We start from the raw sequence: 16,757 nt of genomic DNA on the forward strand, positions 1-16,757 counted from the left end.
ACCTCACGAAGGTTCACGCACGGGGCCTCGGACAGTAAGGGGACCGACGTGCTTTATACCCGGGCCACCTGGCGTTGTCCAGTGTTGCGGACAACCGCCGGTTGCAACAGAGAGTCCTGGCTAGAACGGTTCCGCCCTGGAGGCGGACGCCGCGGATCTCTGCTAGATTTGGCCCTGGTGGACGATTCGTTGCCAGCACTGCCCCGGAGCCACATGACCGACCAGACCCCGACCCCCCTGACCGACTTCACCCGCCGGGCCTCCGCCGCCCGCGCACTGATCCAGTCGATGCTGACCGAACTGATCGGCCCGGTGGAGCTCAAGTACGACTTTTTTCGCGAGTGGAACGGCTGCTGGAAGGCGCGGGTGGAACTCACCGGGGCCGCGACCGGGCAGTTGGAATTCACCTTTCTCACCACCCCGGGCGGCGGTCTGCTCGCCCTGCCCCGCCCGCTGCCGGAACCCTGGCGCTGCGAGTCCGGCATCCCCGCCGACGACGGCACCCGCTGGACCCTGGATGCGGCCGGTCTGCTGGTGCCATTTACCGGGCCGCTGGCCGCTGCCCAGCCCGGTGCGCCCGCGGCCGGGCCGGGCGAACCGCGGCGGTTGGATCGCCTCATCCTCTTCCTCGCCCAAGGCTTCGGCAGCGGGCGGGCGCCTTGGGCGCCGGGGACCTTCGGCACCCTGCCCGGGGTCGCGCTCTATCTGCTCCTGGCCGGGCTCGGGCTCACGCTCGGTCCCTATCTGGCGGTTACCGCCGTGCTGCTGCTCATCGGCATACCGCTGTGCGGCCTGGCGGCGCAGGCCCTCGGGCGGTCTGACCCGCCCTCGGTGGTGTGGGACGAGATCGTCGGTTATCTGATCACGATGATTGCGATTGCCCCGAGTTGGCCCGCGGTGGTGGCGGGGTTCGCCGCCTTCCGGTTGTTCGATATCTGGAAGCCCTGGCCGATCGGGTGGATTGATCGCCAGGTGGGCGGGGGACTCGGCATCATGCTCGATGACGTGGTCGCCGGACTCATGGCGCTCGCCGTGATGCACCTGGGGCAGGCGCTGCTGGGCTGGCTTTAGTATCCGCAGTCGCGCGAATCTCTCGGTGTCGTGTCTGGCCCCGCTGTGAGAACATACCCGAGCGTCTTGCGGTTCGCCCTGACCGGGCCCGGCGCCCCCTGCGACCTCGTCCGTGCAGGTCCCTTTAGGCATGACTGGATCGGAGTATCGCCGATATGCGTTGGTTGTTGATCGCCCTGACGTTTCCCGTCTTCCTGGCGGGCTGCGACAAGCCCAAGGCCCAGGCCCAGGCGCGCCCCCCCGCGGAGGTGACGGTCCAGACCATCGTCCCGCGCGATACCCCGGTCCGTTTCGAGTTTGTCGGGCAGACCCAGAGTACCCACCAGGTGCAGATCAGGGCGCGGGTCGATGGCTTTCTGGAGGAACGGGTCTATACCGAGGGCGCCCTAGTAAAGACCGGGGATGTGATGTTCCGCCAGGACCCCAAGCCCTTTCAGGCCCAGTTGGATGCGGCCAAGGGCGCGCTGGCCCAGCAACAGGCCGCGCTCCAGACGGCCAACGACAATCTGGCGCGGGTGAAGCCGCTCACCGCACTCAAGGCCCTGAGCAAGAAGGACCTGGACGATGCGACCGGCCAGCAGGCAGCAGCGGCGGCGGCGGTCTACACGGCCAAGGCCAATGTGCAGACGGCCCAACTCAATCTGAGCTACACCACCATCACCGCGCCGGTGACCGGGCTCTCCAGCTATGCCCAGGTCCAGGACGGGGCCTATATCTCCTCGACCAACAGCCTGCTCACCTATGTGTCCCAGATCGACAGCCTGTGGGTCAATTTCAGCGTGTCGGAAGACGACATGCTCAAGTTCCGCACCGAGAAGACCCGCGGTGTGTTGAGCGTACCGGGTGAGCATGACTTCGTGGTCGATGTGGTGCTGTCCGACGGCTCGACCTTCCCCCACCAGGGCCGGATCACCTTTGCCAATGCCGATTACGACGTGACCACCGGCACCTACCTGCTGCGCGCCACCGTGCCCAATCCCGACTTCTCGCTGCGCCCGGGTCAGTTCGTGCGCGTGGGTCTCACCGGCGCCGAGCGCCCGAACGCCATCCTGGTCCCCCAGGCCGCCGTGCTCCAGGGCGCCAAGGGGCACTTTGTGATGTTGTTGACCAAGGACAACACCGTCCAGCCCCGGCCGGTGGAGGTCGGCCCCTGGCACGGCAATGACTGGTTCATCACCGGCGGGCTTGCCGCCGGCGATGTGGTGGTGACCGACGGGGTGGCGCGCCTGGCCCCCGGGGCCAAGGTGAAGGTGGTCGCGACCGCCCCGGCCCCCGCCAGCCATGCGGCTGCGGTCGCGTCTGGTTCGGCTCCGGCCGCCGCCACAGGCCGCCAGCCGGGGGTGATTCAAGGCCCCGCGGCAGCCGCCCCGGCCGGCGCCGCCAAGTAGCAGCGGAGACCACAGCCATGTTCTCCCACTTCTTTATCGACCGCCCGATCTTCGCCGCGGTCATCGCCCTGGTCATTTCAATCGGGGGCCTGGTGGCGATGGTGCAGTTGCCCATCGCCCAATACCCGCAGGTGACACCGATCCAGATCCAGGTGAACGCCACCTACCCCGGCGCCAATGGCACCCTGGTCGCCCAGAATGTCGGCGCCCCCATCGAGCAGCAGGTGAACGGCGCCACCAATATGATCTACATGTCGTCCACCAGCTCATCGACCGGCTCCTATACCCTGACCGTCTATTTCACCATCGATACCAACCCGGAATTGGCCCAGGTCGACGTGCAGAACCGCGTCAGTCAGGCCATGGCCCAGTTGCCGCAGTCGGTGCAGGCGCAGGGGGTGACGGTCCAGCAGAAGACCAGCACCTTCTTGATGGTGCTCGCCTTCTTCTCGCCCGATGGCAGCCTGGATGCCGATTATGTCGCCAACTACACCAACACCCAGATACTCAGCAGCATCAACCGCATCAATGGCGCCAATCAGGCCAACATCTTGGGCGACCCCGATTATGCCATGCGGATTTGGCTGAAACCCGACCGGATGGCCCAGCTCGCGGTGACCGCCAGCGATCTGGCCAATGTGATCCAACAGCAGAATCAACAATTTGCGGTCGGACGGATCGGCGACACACCGACTCCCTTTCCGGTTTCCCAGACCTTTCCGGTCACGACCGGCACCATTACTGAACCGGCCCAGTTCGATAACATGATCGTGCGCGCCGAAAACCAGACCGCGGCCTTGGTGCGGGTCAAAGACGTGGGTTATGCCCAACTGGGCGCCCAAAGCTATATCGTCAACTCCGCCTACCAGGGCAAGCCCGCGACGCTCATCGCCGTCTATCAACAGCCCGGGTCCAACGCCATTGCGGTGTCCAAGCAGGTCCGTGCGATGCTGGCGCAGATGAAGAAGAGTTTCCCACCCGGCCTCGACTATGCCGTCGCGCTGGATACCACCAAGTTTGTCCAGGCCTCCATCGATGAGGTGGTTAAGACCTTCTTCGAGGCGGTCGTGCTGGTGGTGCTGGTGGTCTATATTTTCCTGCACAGCCTGCGCCTCACCATTATCCCGACGCTCGCGGTGCCGGTGTCCATCCTGGGCGCGCTGATCGGGATGTTGATCTTCGGCTTCTCCATCAATATGCTGACCCTGTTCGGCATGATCCTCGCCATCGGCCTGGTGGTGGACGATGCCATCGTGGTGGTGGAGAACACCGAACGCAATATGGAGCAGTTCGGCCTGACGCCCAATGCGGCCGCCAAGAAGGCGATGGACGAGGTCAGCGGTCCAGTGATCGCGGTGGTCCTGGTGCTGAACGCGGTCTTTGTCCCGGTGGCCTTCCTGGGTGGTATCACCGGCGCGCTCTACCAACAGTTCGCCGTGACCATCGCCATCTCGGTGGTATTCTCCGGGGTGGTCGCGCTCACCCTCTCACCGGCCCTGGCGGCCATCCTCATTCAGGCCAAGCACGGTGAGCAAAAGGGCTTCTTCAAATGGTTCGACACCGGCTTCGAGCGACTCACCGGCGCCTATGTGCGGGGCGTCAAGGCGATCATGCGGGGCTGGTTCGTGGGACTGATCGTCTTTGGTCTGGTGGTGGGTGGCTGCGTGTGGCTGTTCAAGGTCCTGCCGACCTCGTTCGTCCCCCAGGAGGACCAAGGCTACATCTTTGTACTCTATTTCCTGCCGGATTCAGCCAGCCTGTCGCGCACCAACGCGGTCGGCACTCAGGCGGCGGAGATCATGCGCGCCCAGCCGGCGGTCGCCAGTGTGACCCAATTCGATGGCTATAGCCTGATCGACTCCCAGACGAAGACCAACTTCGGCCTGCTCTTCGTGGCGCTCAAGGATTACGAGGAACGCCAATCGCCCAAGCTATCCGCCAATGCGCTCATCGCCGATGCGATGGGTCAGTTTCAGAGCATTCAGAGCGGTCTGGTGATAGCCATCAACCCGCCGCCCATCCCCGGCCTGGGGATCACCGCCGGGTTCCAGATGTGGATCGAGCAGAAGGGCTCAGGGACCTTTGGTCAGCTCAATGACGTAGTCCAGCAGATCATCGAAAAGGCCAAAACCAGGCCCGAACTGACCGCGGTGACGACCACCGTGCGCGCCAATGGGCAGCAGCTGCTGGCGGATGTCGATCGGGAAAAGGCGGAGATCCTGGGGGTCCCGATACAGGATGTCTACAACACCTTACAGACGATGTTCGGCTCACTCTATGTCAGCCAGTTCCCCAAGGACTCGCGCCTCTATAAGGTCATCCTACAGGCGGAGCCCAGCTACCGCATGACCCCCGAGGACATCGGTAAGTTCTATGTCAGGAACACGAACATCCTGAGCGCCGCCAACCCGCAGAGCGGCACCAACGTGCAGAGCAGCTCCAACAACATGATCCCGCTCTCCGCCCTGGTGACCTCGCGCTATGTGGTGGGCCCGGATATGGTGACCCGCTTCAATAACTACCCGGCCATCGCCTTGAATGGCGCGCCCGCCCCCGGGGTCAGCTCGGGCACCGCGCTCGCGGCCATCCAGGCGGTGGCGCAAGAGGTGATGCCCCAGGGCTATGGCTTCGAGTGGGCCGGTGAGGCGCGCGAGGAGGTCAGTTCGGGTTCCACCTCCGCCATTGCCTTCGTCTTCGGCCTGATCTTCGTGTTCCTGATCCTGTCGGCCCAATACGAGAGTTGGTCACTACCGGCGAGTGTCATGATGGCGATCCCCTTCGCCATCATCGGCGCCCTGCTCGCCATTGCGCTGCGCGGGATCGACAATGACATCTATTTCCAGATCGGCCTGCTGACGCTGGTCGGGTTGGCGGCCAAGAACGCTATCCTTATCGTCGAGTTCGCCGTCGAACTGCACCGCAAGGAGGGCCTGTCGCTGTTCGACGCAGCGGCCGAGGCGGCACGGCTGCGGCTGCGACCCATCGTCATGACATCCTTTGCCTTCGTGCTCGGCACCCTGCCGCTGGCCATCGCCACCGGGGCCTCGGCCAACAGCCGGCACTCCATCGGCACCGGGGTGGTCGGCGGGACCCTGGCCGCCACCGTCATCGCGATCTTCTTCATCCCGATGTTCTATTGGCTGATCGGGACCATGAGTACGCGCTTTTTCGGCAGTTCAAAGTGCGATTTGCCGCACTCGGCAGGGCCTGAGCCCGGCGGCAGTGCCCAAACGCCGACGCAGGAGCGCACCGATGCCTAATCTGGCCCCACGGACTACCGTGAAAGTCGCGCCGGGAGCGCGCTCCAATTCTCCCTCATCTATTGGGGGGGAGCGGGGTGGGGGATCGGCCAAGGCGCCCGCAACGTTCATCTTGCGGGGTGGTACGGGCGCCATGGCCGTTACCCTGACGGCCATGGCGACGCTGCTCGCCGGCTGTATGCTCGGGCCGGACTATCTGCGGCCCAAGGTCGATACCCCGGCGACCTACCGCTTTGCGCTGCGGGATGCGCAAAACACCGCTAATACCGCATGGTGGCGGCAGTTCAATGACCCGATCCTCGATGACCTGATCGTCCAGGCCCTGGCCGCCAATTGGAACGCCAAGATCGCCGCCGCCAATGTGGAGGCGGCCGCCGCGGCCCTCACCCAGGCACGCGCCCCGCTCTATCCCCAGTTGAATTACAGTGGCCAGGCCGGGCGGGCACTCACGGCGGCCGTCGGGGCTTTACCCGGCAGTGTACACGACAACTTCCAGCTCCTGGCCGGGGCCTCCTGGGAGATCGACCTGTGGGGTCGCATCCGCCGCCAGACCGAGGCGGCGCGCGCCCAATTGTTGGGTACTGAAGAGGCCAGGCGCGGCGTCATCCTGTCATTGGTCGGGGCGGTGGCGAACGGTTACATCCAGTTGCGAGGGCTCGATGCGCAACTGGCGATGTCGCGACAAACCCAGGCCGCCTATGGGGAATCACTGCGCCTGATCGGGTATCAGTTCAAATACGGCCAGGTCTCGGACATGACGGTGGCACAGGCCCAGTCACAATACGAGACCGCCAGCGCCCAGATCCCGCTCTTGGAACGCGACATCGCCCAGACTGAGAACGGGCTGTCGACGCTGCTCGGGCGCAACCCCGGACCCATCCCGCGTGGGCGTACGCTGGAGACCCTCATCCCGCCCAGCGTCCCTGCCGGGGTCCCGTCGGACCTGCTGGTGCGCCGGCCCGACATCCTTCAGGCCGAACAGCAATTGATCGCCGCCAATGCCCAGATCGGCGCGGCGCGGGCGCTGTACTTTCCGACCATTTCATTGACCGGCGCCCTGGGCACCAATAGCTCCCAGCTCTCGGGGCTCTTCACCGGACCGGCGCGCACCTGGAGCTATGCCGGGACGCTCGCCGGCCCCCTCTTTACCGCGGGGTCGGTGAGCGGTCTCGTGGCGCAGACGCAGGCCCAGCAACGGGCCGCACAGGCAAACTACCAGCAGGTCATCCAGACGGCCTTTGCCGATGTATCCAATACGCTCATCGCACGGGACAAGCTCAACGAGGAGGTCCTGGCCCAGCAGCGGCTGGTCAAGGCACTGAGCGACTATTCGCGCTTGGCCAAGCTGCAATTCGACGGCGGCTACTCACCCTATTCAACGGTGCTCCAGGCCGATCAGCAACTCTTCCCGGCCGAGCTGAACCTGGCCGCCACCCGCGCCTCCGCCCTGACCGCCGTGGTCAGCATCTACCAGGCCATGGGCGGCGGCTGGGTCGATGAGGCCGCGCGTGGGGCGCCGGCGCCGCGGCCGGGCCAGGGACCCTTCGCCCCCGCCATTCCCCCGGCGCCGGGAGCGGTGGGCCACGACGCCTTGACCGGCGAGGCACAATCGCCTTAACCTCAGGATCAGGAACCATTCCTAGGAGCCGGTGGCCATGACGACGCAAGAGACCCGCTACGATTTGATTTTTTTTGGGGTCGACCCGCACACCGCGGAGCGCGCCGAGGCGTTTAACAAGCTGGCTCACTGGATGGGCGTCGCACCCGATCAAGTTGCGCAAACCATCGACCGGCAGCGGCGCGTCCTGGTCTCAGGGCTGGACGCGGAAGCCGGCGCCGAGGCCCAGCGCCAATTGGTCGCGATAGGCATTCGCAGCAATCTACGCCCGTGCGACGAAGCGCCCCTGTCGCTGACGCTTGCGCCGATCGAGGCACCGTCGACGGTGCTTGCCTGCCCCGCCTGCGGGCATGTACACAAGATCAAGGCGGAGCAGCCGAGCCCGGTCGCCTGCGAGAAGTGTCAGATTATCTTCGCCAAGTTCGAGAAGGTGGCACAGGAGAAAAAGGAGCGCGAACTGCTGCGGCAATCGCTGCTGTCGGATCATGAACGCCGGCTGGAGCAGGACGAGAAGGACCGCGCAGAGCGCGAGGCTAAGGAGCGGCGCCGGCGACTGGAGGCGGAGATCCGCAAGGAGTTGGGCCTGCCGCGCATGGTGAAAAGCCGCGCCGGCCTGCTCAGTTCGGCGGCCGGCATCTTTGCTCTGGGCCTGGCCATGGGCGCCGGGGGCCTCCTTGGCTACGAGCAGTGGTTCGGGAGCGGCGGCACCAGCGCCGCCCAGCCGATGGCGTCCGGCGCCAACGGGCTGGCCGCTCAAGCCGCCGGTGCAGGGGCGTTCAATGGCGCTGTATCCGATCCCGGCATTGCCGCCCAAGCGCAGGTTGCCGCACTACTGGCGACGACCGCGGCCGCGGAGCCCGCCGGCGGCCCCGCGGCACTCCTGTCATCGGCCGCCGCACCGCCAATCAATGGCGCCACACCGGACCCTGACCGCCCGAATGCATCGGGGGCAGGCGCAGTTCCCGGGAATCTGTCGGATGCGACCGGATTCCTTGCCAGCCGCTTGGCCGATCTGAGAACCTCCCCGGAATGGGACATCTATGTGCTCGCCCGGATCGATGCGCTACGCCAACAGCACGCAGCGCCGCAGGCGGCGGCCTTGATTGAGTACCTGCGCAACCCCGAGCTGCGCTTCGATCGCGGCGCCTGGCTGGCCAATATCTTGTGGAATGAAGGTCAGTCGGCAGACGCCGAGGGTCTGTATATGCGCCTGCGGGCCGCCGCCGGCCGGGAACCCGACACGGGCGGGGCGCGGGTGGCGGCACTCTGCACCTTGGCCCGCCACCTCAACCAGGTCGGACGCCCGAACGATGCCGAGCAGATCTTACAGCAGGCCCAGAGCATCGCCGAGGCCATGACCGGGCCGGCGGACAAGGTCGCGGCCGACACGGAGATCGCCGCCCTCCTGACCGACCTCGGCCGTCCTCAGGACGCCCGCAAGTACTTCAACTCCGCGACTTCGGGATTAGCTCGCGTCCAACTGCAAGCAGATCGCCTGACGGCCACCGCCGCGCTCGCGCGCGGCTTTGCCAAGGCGGGCTTCCGGGCCTCGGCCCTGAATTTCTTGGAAGCGGCGACCAAGAACGTCGATTCAGTCAAGAACCCGCGGGTGCGCGCACGCATCCTTGCTGTGATCGCGCAAACCAGCGCTCAACTGGGTGATATACAGACCGCCAAGGGCACCGCCGCGCGGATTGTCGGCCCGCTCGATCAAGATCGGACACTGTATCGCATCGTCGGAAATCAAATCGTGTCCAATCGACTCACCGATGCAATGGACGCGGCCGCGGGCCTGCAGACCCCGGACTATCAGGCCCTGGCCGGCGGGTTGCTGGGACTGCATCAACTGCGCGAGCCTACCTATCGGCCGCTGGCCCCGCAGTCCACCGCGAAGGCCAGGGCGACGGCCAACGCGCTGACCGACCCCGCGGAGAAGTCCGCCGTCATCGCCGAGCTCGGGCGGCTCGCGGTGCGTGGCGGCGACGCCGCGGCCGCCGATGACCATTTTGCCCAGGCGCACGAGCTCGCCGAGGCGCTCCAGTTGGCCACTGAGCGCGACCGCGCACTGGCCATCCTGGCGACCAACGAGGCCCTGGCCCTACGCCTCGCCGACGCGCGGCAAGAACTCCCGAAGATCGCCGATGAGCAATTGCGCCTCGCCCTGACCAGCGACCTGAGCGGTCTTGACACCTTGGTCGGCGCCGCGGATCACTGACCTCAATCCGGTATTCCGACCGCGTCCGGGTGGCGCCCGGGGCGCAGCGGCGTGGCACAGTGGCGGCAGATGTAGTCCCGGCCCGCCAGGACACGGTGGTGGCGGATACTGCTCAAGCGATGTCCGCGGCAGGTGCAGTGATAGTCGAATTCACGCAAGGTACGCCCGCGTACCGTCGACACGTCATAGCGGTGACAGCGCTCGGGCGCGACACCGAAGTGCCGCATGATCGCCTGCCACTCGGGTCCGTGGGGACGGATGCGCGACCCGTGCCGGGCGTAGGCCACCAGGTGGGCGACCTCGTGGGGGACGGTGGTGGCGAGGAAGTCCTCCGCATTGGCCGTGAGGAGCACCGGGTTATAGCGCACGACCCAGGGGCCGCGGTTACCGATGCGCGCCTGGCCGGCCGCGCGTCCGCGCAGGTCGAAGCGAATCTGCGGGTCCCGGATGCCAATACCCAGCCACTGCCCGGCCGCCGTCAGGAGGTCGCGGGTGTGCGCCGCCACACGCCCTTGCAGTGCCGCCGCGTCGGCGCTCGGCGCCCCCTGGTAACGCTCCGCTGCCATCGTCTTCGGGTCGCCTCAGGCGGCCGCGGCCAGCGCCGCGAGGATGCGCTCGACCGGCCCGGTGCAGTGCGCCAGGTGGCCCTCGATCTCGGCCATGGCGATCGCGCCCTCGCCCTTACCGGCCGCCCAGTTGACCACGAAGGCCAGGCTGGCATAGCACAGGCCCAACTCGCGGGCCAGGACCGCCTCGGGCATCCCGGTCATGCCGACCAGGTCGCAGCCGTCGCGCTCCATCCGGGCGATCTCCCCCGCCGTCTCCAGACGCGGGCCCTGGGTGGCACCATAGGTCGCGGTCGCGACCACGGGCACCCCGGCGACCGCACAGGCGGCCCGCAGTGCAGCGCGCAAGGGCGCGCAGTAGGGATCGGTGAAATCGACATGATGCACCGGGTACGACTCGCCGTCGTGGAAGCTGTGCTCACGCCCGTGGGTGTAGTCGACGATCTGATCGGGGAGTGCGATAACGCGCGGGCCAAACGCCGCGGTGATGCCACCGACCGCGGCCAGTCCCACCACCCGCTCGGCCCCGCACGCGTGCAGCGCCCACAGATTGGCCCGATAGTTGACCCGGTGCGGCGGCAGCCGGTGGCCAGCGCCGTGGCGGGCCAGAAACAGCACCGGGCGGCCGGCCAGCTCCCCGCGCACGATCGGCGCTGAGACCGGGCCGAAGGGGGTCTCCGGTTGCTCGGTCGAGACGACCTCGAGCCCCCCCAGATGCTGAAAACCCGAACCCCCGATGACGGCGAGAAGACCCATGCAACACCCCAGATGGTGGCCCGCTGATCCGGACCGACGCTTGATACTGGGGGACAGTCTAACCGAGCGCTCGCCGATTCAAAAAGCCGCGTGCCCGCTCAGACCCGCGCCTCGTGAAACATGCCGATCTCGACCAACTTGGGAAAGAGCACCTGCTCCTCGCGCTCGATGCGCTCACCCACCATCTCGAAGACCTCATGGGTCTCGGCCACAAAATCGTCGCTGAAATTGAAATCGCAGTTCTTCAACCAGTTCTTGTGGTAGTCGTCGAAGATCTTGCGCAACGGCCGCTCGCCGCTGATGAACCCCCAGGCGATCGACTTGACCTTGGGGTCATCATGGATCAACAGACTGGGATAGAGACCGCGATCCTCCTCGGCCAGGTGTCTGCGCACCCGCTCCCCCAAGTCGCACAACAACTCATGCGCAGTCCGGGCGTTGGGTCGAATGCGCAGTTGTTCCGTGGTCAGCAGCGCGCGCAGGTCATCGATCATCTGACGCAACTCGGAATGCGTGCAGCGGTAGCCGTCTAGGGTTTGCATGGATCATCCTCCTCGTTGTTATTTCGTGAACACCGCCGCCGCGATCCGCGAGACCGGGCGGCAGGCACGTCTGAGGCGCGGAACCCCGCGGGGCACCGCACGAGCGATCTTATGCCGTAAGATTTACTCCAAAATTGGGGCGTCGTCAAAAACCATTGACTGTATTGATTTTTTGGCCCCCTACGTGAATTTGTATTGATTTTTCGCAATCGCCGATCGGTGGCCGGTCAGCGGTCCTGATCGGCGACCGCGAAAACACCCGGAACATTACGGAAATAACCCTTATAGTCTAGTCCATAGCCGAACAGATAGCGGTCGGGGACCACCACACCCACCACATCGGCCACGCAGGCGTGGGGCCGCGCCTTCTCCACCAGGACCGCCGTATGGACCCCCGCCGCCCCATCCTCCCGGCAGGCGCGGGCGATGGCGTCCAGGGTGATGCCCTCGTCCAAGATGTCGTCCAGGATCAGCACCTGTTCCCCGCGGAGTATTTCCGACGGACGGTAGTGCCAGTTGAGCTCCCCGCCGCTGGTGGCCCCCTGGTAACGGGTGGCATGGACATAATTCACCCGTAGTTGAAAATTCAGCCGCGGCAGCAAGCGTCCAGCGGCGATCAGGCCCCCGGTCATCACACACAGGACCACGGGGTCGGTCCCGGCCAGACGGTCGGTAAGGGTGTCGGCCATCCGCTCGAGCGCCTCCTCCATGGCCTCCTGGGTCACCAGGCACTCGGCGCGATCGGCCACGGCGGTGTAGGTCTCAAGTGTCAGCTTCATCTGTCATTTACCGGTTGAGTGGGGTCGGCCCGCATCCGATCCAGGGGCAGGTCCAAGGTGGCCAGGTCTTCGAGCCGTGCGACCTGCTGCACCCCCTCATGCCAGCGCGGGTCCTCGTGCAGGCGTTCGCGGGCAAGACGGCCGCGCCCGTGCATGCGCAGCAGCCGCAGTTGGGCGGTCGGGTCGGTTTGGTTGCGGAAGGCCGCGACGATCTCGAGCGCGGCCGGGCGATTGTTGCAGATCAACAGCATATCGCAACCGGCCCGGGCCGCGGCGCGGGCGCGCTCGGCATAGCCGCCGCCGGCATCGGCCGCGGCCATGTTGAGGTCGTCGCTGAAGATCACGCCGGAGAAGCCCAGTCGGCCGCGCAGCACCTCTTTGAGCCACAAGGGTGAAAATCCGGCGGGCTCGGCGGCGACCCGGGGGTAGACCACATGGGCCGGCATCACCGCCTCCAGCCCGTGCTCGATCAGCCGCCGGAAAGGCACCAGATCGGCGGCCAGCAGGTCCGCCAGTTCCCGCTCGTCCTGGGGCAATTCGATGTGTGAATCCGCCGCCACGCCGCCATGCCCGGGGAAGTGCTTGCCGACCGCCGCCATGCCGGCCTGGCGCACGCCGGCCGCCCAGGCGATGGCCAGGGCCGTCACCGGCTCCGCCCCGGCGGCGAAGCCGCGATCGCCGATGGCCCGGCAGAGACCCCGATCCAGATCCAGCACCGGGGCAAAGCTGAAGTCGACCCCGGCGACCCGCAGTTCGGCGGCCATCAACCAGGCCACCGCGCTACAAGCGGCGCTGGCGCGGCGCGGGTCCTGGGCATAGAGCGCACCGAAGCGCCCGGCCGGGGGCAGGCGGGTGAAACCCTCGCGAAAGCGCTGCACCCGCCCACCCTCCTGATCGACCCCGATCAGCAGCCGGGGCTCCCGCAGGTCATGGATCGCCGCGGCGAGTGCCGCGAGTTGCTCGGGGGAGACATAGTTGCGGGCGAAGAGGATGACCCCGCCGACCGCCGGATGGCGCAGCAGGTCGCGGTCCTCGGCGGTGAGCTCAGTGCCCGCCAGGTCGACCATGATCGGACCCAGTGACATGGTCACGTCCCCCGTCCGGGCCTTGCAGCCCTCGGGGTCCAATCGGAAAGCGGGGGTCGCGCGCGCATGCTATCGCCTGTCTTCGGTGACCCGGTGCCTGCCACCCGGCCTTCAATCCCGGGTTTTAGCACACTCCTTGCGACCTCGAAAGATCCATACTCACGCCAAGGCGCCAAGACGCCAAGGGTTTTCAGTGCGCGATCCAGGTCGGGCGAGGCATCTCCGGGGCATGGGAGCAATGCAAATTCAGTGTTTTTTCTTGGCGAGCTTGGCGCCTTGGCGTGAGCAATTTCCGAATTCAGGCTTTGACATTTGCCAGATGCGGCGGGCTCGGTCGATGCAGCCGCCACTGTTGATAGGCCGCCAGCGCAAAGCAGGCGGTGCCAAGCACCGTGAGCGACTGCTCGAGCCAGTGCATCGCCAGCGTCTTGGGGTTCATCATGGCGATCGGCTGGAGCGCGAAGATCATCAGCAGATTGACCGCAAACAGCCCTGCCGTGCCCCAACGGCGCCGACCCAGCGCGGCGGCGATCAGCAGGGCGCTGGCCGTCAGATTGCCGAGACTCACCAGGATCAGCAGCGGCAGGAACCAGCCGCGGGGCAGCGCGAACACCCACTGCCGCAAGGCCGCGGCGACGCAGGCCACCAGCACCAGGAGCGCCGCCACACGCCACAACCCGGCAGGGACCGGCCGCCCAAATTGGCGCCGCACCGCGCCCCACAGGGCCACCGCGAGCAGCGCAAACCCGGGGGCCATCAGCGGAAACAGCGCCGTGGCCAACCAGACCAGGTCGCTCCCGGTCGCCGCGGCGATCAGCTTCCAGGTCGCCTTGGACAGACCGCCCGCCAGGATCAATCCGCCGCCCAAGAGGGCCAGCCGATGGTTGGCCGGGTCCTGGTCGGCCACATACCGGCTGATGAACCACAGTGCGACGCCGGTCAGGGCCACCGGCAGGAAATTATAGAGTGCCAGGCGCAGGGGAAAATCGAGCATCGCCAATCGCTCAAACAAAGCGCATCGAGAGGTCGACGGCGGTCACGTCCTTGGTGAGGTCCCCCACCGAGATACGATCCACCCCGGTCTCGGCAATGGCACGCACGGTGTTGAGGTCGACATTGCCGGAGGCCTCCAGTTGCGCCCGGCCGGCGGTATAAACCACCGCCTGGCGCAGCCCCTCCAGGGTGAAGTTGTCCAGTAGGACGAGCCGGGCACCGGCGCTCAGGGCCTCGGCAAGCTCCGCCAGGTTCTCCACCTCGATCTGGATGGTGACACCCGGATTGCCGGCGCGCGCGGCCGCCAGTGCAGCAGCGATGGAACCCGCGGCCAGGATGTGATTCTCCTTGATCAGGATGGCGTCGTAGAGCCCGATGCGGTGGTTGTAACAGCCGCCGCACAACACCGCGTATTTTTGCTGGAGGCGTAGCCCCGGCAGGGTCTTGCGGGTGTCCAGCACGCGCACCGGCAGCCCCGCGACCGCCGCGGCATAGCGGCTCGCCCGGGTGGCGGTGCCGGAGAGTGTTTGTAGATAGTTCATGGCGGTGCGCTCGCCGGTGAGCAGGGCACGGGTCGGGCCGGTGAGTACACACAGCCGCTGGCCGGCGCCGATCGACTCGCCATCCTGCGCCTCCCAGTCGAGCGTCACGTCGGCATCGAGTTGGCGAAACACCGCCTCGAACCAGGCGCTGCCGCTCAACACCGCCGCCTGCCGGGTGATCAGCTCCACCCGGGAACGCTGATGGGCCGGGAGCAGGGCGGCCGTGAGGTCCCCCGCACCCAGGTCTTCCGCCAAGGCGGCGCGGACCTGGGCGGCGATCAGGTCCGCCGCGGGGAGTTGGGCGCGCAGCGCCTGCGCAGTCGGCAAGGGTAATGGCTCCGTCGGCATATCCGTTGAATCTCGCATGGTTGGGAACGAAAAGGGCATTGCCGCCGCGCCAGGGAACAGCCCCGAGCGATTCGGCGCGACCGCGTCCACCGGGCTGGGTTAGCATGGCATCGATCCGGCCATCAGGCCAGAACAGGTCAACCACAAATTTATCATCAATGCGTTACCCTAGACCGACGCCATGACCATCGACCCCGCAGGCTGGCTCCTGGCCGCCGCACACCACCCCTCGCCCCATTGCGACGATCGCCCCGCGGGCACCGTCATCGACCTGCTGGTCATCCACAACATCAGCCTCCCGCCCGGCGAATTCGGCGGCAGCGCCATCGACGACCTCTTTCTCGGCCGGCTCGACCCGGCCGCCCACCCCTATTACGCCATTGCCGCCGCGGCCGGCCCGGTCTCCACCCATCTATTGATACGCCGCGATGGCACCCTGATCCAATACGTCCCCTGCCATCGCCGCGCCTGGCACGCCGGGCGCTCCTGCTTCAGCGGGCGCGAGCGCTGCAACGAATTCTCCATCGGCATCGAACTGGAAGGGACCGACACGCTGCCGTTTGAGGCGGCGCAATATGTGACCCTCGCCCACTGCACCGAGGCGATCCTCGCACACTATCCGGCCATCACCCCCGAGCGCATCGTTGGACATAGCGACATTGCACCGGGGCGCAAGACCGACCCGGGGGAAGCGTTCGATTGGGGACGCTATCGAAACATGATCCGCGCGGACTATTTTCAGACCACTCACCATCCACAAACCAGACCGGACTCAACTGATGACAAAGAAAGCATGGGTTTATGATCCACATTCCGGCGGGGTCAAGATTCCGGAGGCCGTCCGCGAGCGGACGCGTAACCGTATTCTGGCCCATGCGGCGAGCCAGTATGCCGGAAAATACACCCGCATTGACGTGCATTTTCGCGGCCAGCTCTGTTACATCGATGCTTACACCGAACCCTGCGTGGCACCGGACTTTGATCCGACCCCCTACGGTGAATCGCGTGAAGCATACATCGAGCGGTTGCGAAATAACCCGATCCATCTGGGCCGTCTACGCTACTTTGGCGACGAAGACCAATGGTCTTACGCCTTTTTCACCTATAGCCATGAAAAATACGAACCATCCGTCTTTGACAATGGCACTTTTCATGGCACACCCGAGGAGGCTTTCGACATGGGGGCCGTTTATCTGAACGATTGACCCCACGCAGTCCTGGAGCACCATTCCGGCCAGCGGCGATCCGTCCCCAACCGGAGGTCGAGGCTTTAGCCGGTAGCCGTTCAAGGCCTTGATCAAGATTCCGGCCACTTGGGCTCGCCGGGTGCGTAGTCAGGCCATCTTGGCCTGACACCGTCAGGGCTGGAAGCCCTGACTACGCACGCCACTGGCCGGGATTATGATCGACGCCCCGTTCAAGATAGATTCAATAGCAACCAGTAGCGTCTGCACGCCGAACCGGCTAACGGCCATGGAAGGGGGACCTACCACCCCGGAGCATGAAAGTCTGTCAGGCTAACGGGGCACTCCTGGGTTCCTCCGTCGTTTTCAGGTAAAAAAGACTTCAAAGACATTGGCTTGCGGCGACTTTC

Annotated in this window: 14 protein-coding genes; 7 read left to right on the forward strand and 7 right to left on the reverse strand. The window is 66.0% G+C overall.

Annotation, left to right across the window (positions count from 1 at the left end; translation table 11 throughout):
- Positions 1-213: 213 nt before the first annotated feature.
- From QZX93_RS27385 to QZX93_RS14745, 5 genes are all read left to right on the forward strand, one after another.
- On the forward strand, positions 214-1,071 hold the full coding sequence (locus QZX93_RS27385; protein WP_366760432.1) for a phosphatidylglycerophosphatase A: 858 nt from the start codon (positions 214-216) through the stop codon (positions 1,069-1,071).
- Positions 1,072-1,226: 155 nt separating this feature from the next.
- Positions 1,227-2,459 carry an efflux RND transporter periplasmic adaptor subunit gene (locus QZX93_RS14730; RefSeq protein ID WP_295384257.1) on the forward strand — a complete coding sequence of 411 codons (1,233 nt, stop codon included), beginning with the start codon at positions 1,227-1,229 and terminating at the stop codon, positions 2,457-2,459.
- A gap of 17 nt (positions 2,460-2,476) precedes the next feature.
- A complete protein-coding gene (locus QZX93_RS14735) occupies positions 2,477-5,719 on the forward strand; it encodes a multidrug efflux RND transporter permease subunit (RefSeq protein ID WP_295394708.1) in 3,243 nt (1,080 codons plus the stop codon).
- Positions 5,720-5,852: 133 nt separating this feature from the next.
- The gene (locus QZX93_RS14740) at positions 5,853-7,337 is read left to right on the forward strand and encodes an efflux transporter outer membrane subunit (RefSeq protein WP_295384261.1); all 1,485 of its coding nucleotides are present in this window, start codon (positions 5,853-5,855) and stop codon (positions 7,335-7,337) included.
- 37 nt (positions 7,338-7,374) lie between these two features.
- Positions 7,375-9,552 carry a hypothetical protein gene (locus QZX93_RS14745; protein ID WP_295384263.1) on the forward strand — a complete coding sequence of 726 codons (2,178 nt, stop codon included), beginning with the start codon at positions 7,375-7,377 and terminating at the stop codon, positions 9,550-9,552.
- A gap of 2 nt (positions 9,553-9,554) precedes the next feature.
- Here the strand turns inward: QZX93_RS14745 and QZX93_RS14750 are convergent, their stop codons facing one another.
- The 7 genes from QZX93_RS14750 to nadC form a co-directional block, all read right to left on the reverse strand.
- Entirely contained in the window at positions 9,555-10,118 is a 564-nt protein-coding gene (locus tag QZX93_RS14750; protein ID WP_295384265.1) for a SprT-like domain-containing protein, read from the reverse strand.
- A gap of 15 nt (positions 10,119-10,133) precedes the next feature.
- On the reverse strand, positions 10,134-10,874 hold the full coding sequence (locus QZX93_RS14755; protein ID WP_295384267.1) for an S-methyl-5'-thioinosine phosphorylase: 741 nt from the start codon (positions 10,872-10,874) through the stop codon (positions 10,134-10,136).
- 98 nt (positions 10,875-10,972) lie between these two features.
- A complete protein-coding gene (locus QZX93_RS14760; protein ID WP_295384269.1) occupies positions 10,973-11,416 on the reverse strand; it encodes a hemerythrin domain-containing protein in 444 nt (147 codons plus the stop codon).
- A 227-nt stretch (positions 11,417-11,643) separates the two neighbouring features.
- Positions 11,644-12,195, reverse strand: coding sequence for a hypoxanthine-guanine phosphoribosyltransferase (locus QZX93_RS14765; RefSeq protein ID WP_295384271.1), 552 nt, complete (start codon positions 12,193-12,195; stop codon positions 11,644-11,646).
- Positions 12,192-13,280, reverse strand: a complete 1,089-nt coding sequence (nagZ, locus tag QZX93_RS14770; protein ID WP_295384284.1) for a beta-N-acetylhexosaminidase — start codon at positions 13,278-13,280, stop codon at positions 12,192-12,194. The genes QZX93_RS14765 and nagZ overlap by 4 nt, the downstream gene beginning before the upstream one ends.
- 298 nt (positions 13,281-13,578) lie before the next feature.
- Positions 13,579-14,274: a hypothetical protein gene (locus tag QZX93_RS14775; RefSeq protein ID WP_295384273.1), complete on the reverse strand. Its 696-nt coding sequence runs from the start codon at positions 14,272-14,274 to the stop codon at positions 13,579-13,581.
- Positions 14,275-14,284: 10 nt separating this feature from the next.
- Positions 14,285-15,142: a carboxylating nicotinate-nucleotide diphosphorylase gene (gene nadC, locus QZX93_RS14780; protein WP_295384276.1), complete on the reverse strand. Its 858-nt coding sequence runs from the start codon at positions 15,140-15,142 to the stop codon at positions 14,285-14,287.
- 202 nt (positions 15,143-15,344) lie between these two features.
- Between nadC and ampD the strand changes: the two genes are divergently transcribed.
- Positions 15,345-15,968 carry a 1,6-anhydro-N-acetylmuramyl-L-alanine amidase AmpD gene (ampD, locus tag QZX93_RS14785; protein ID WP_295384278.1) on the forward strand — a complete coding sequence of 208 codons (624 nt, stop codon included), beginning with the start codon at positions 15,345-15,347 and terminating at the stop codon, positions 15,966-15,968.
- Entirely contained in the window at positions 15,943-16,368 is a 426-nt protein-coding gene (locus tag QZX93_RS14790) for a hypothetical protein (RefSeq protein WP_295384280.1), read from the forward strand. Before ampD ends, QZX93_RS14790 begins: the two co-directional genes overlap by 26 nt.
- Positions 16,369-16,757 lie beyond the last annotated feature (389 nt).

The organism is uncultured Thiodictyon sp. (assembly GCF_903946935.1).
Classification (GTDB): Bacteria; Pseudomonadota; Gammaproteobacteria; order Chromatiales; family Chromatiaceae; genus Thiodictyon.

Bases quoted from the DNA above. Each gene is read 5' to 3' on its own strand.
- QZX93_RS14750 (WP_295384265.1), bottom strand. From the start codon at position 10,118: ATGGCAGCGGAGCGTTACCAGGGGGCGCCGAGCGCCGACGCGGCGGCA.
- QZX93_RS14730 (WP_295384257.1), top strand. From the start codon at position 1,227: ATGCGTTGGTTGTTGATCGCCCTGACGTTTCCCGTCTTCCTGGCGGGC.
- QZX93_RS14740 (WP_295384261.1), top strand. From the start codon at position 5,853: ATGGCCGTTACCCTGACGGCCATGGCGACGCTGCTCGCCGGCTGTATG.
- QZX93_RS27385 (WP_366760432.1), top strand. From the start codon at position 214: ATGACCGACCAGACCCCGACCCCCCTGACCGACTTCACCCGCCGGGCC.
- QZX93_RS14735 (WP_295394708.1), top strand. From the start codon at position 2,477: ATGTTCTCCCACTTCTTTATCGACCGCCCGATCTTCGCCGCGGTCATC.
- QZX93_RS14790 (WP_295384280.1), top strand. From the start codon at position 15,943: ATGACAAAGAAAGCATGGGTTTATGATCCACATTCCGGCGGGGTCAAG.
- QZX93_RS14775 (WP_295384273.1), bottom strand. From the start codon at position 14,274: ATGCTCGATTTTCCCCTGCGCCTGGCACTCTATAATTTCCTGCCGGTG.
- QZX93_RS14755 (WP_295384267.1), bottom strand. From the start codon at position 10,874: ATGGGTCTTCTCGCCGTCATCGGGGGTTCGGGTTTTCAGCATCTGGGG.
- ampD (WP_295384278.1), top strand. From the start codon at position 15,345: ATGACCATCGACCCCGCAGGCTGGCTCCTGGCCGCCGCACACCACCCC.
- QZX93_RS14760 (WP_295384269.1), bottom strand. From the start codon at position 11,416: ATGCAAACCCTAGACGGCTACCGCTGCACGCATTCCGAGTTGCGTCAG.
- QZX93_RS14765 (WP_295384271.1), bottom strand. From the start codon at position 12,195: ATGAAGCTGACACTTGAGACCTACACCGCCGTGGCCGATCGCGCCGAG.
- nagZ (WP_295384284.1), bottom strand. From the start codon at position 13,280: ATGTCACTGGGTCCGATCATGGTCGACCTGGCGGGCACTGAGCTCACC.
- QZX93_RS14745 (WP_295384263.1), top strand. From the start codon at position 7,375: ATGACGACGCAAGAGACCCGCTACGATTTGATTTTTTTTGGGGTCGAC.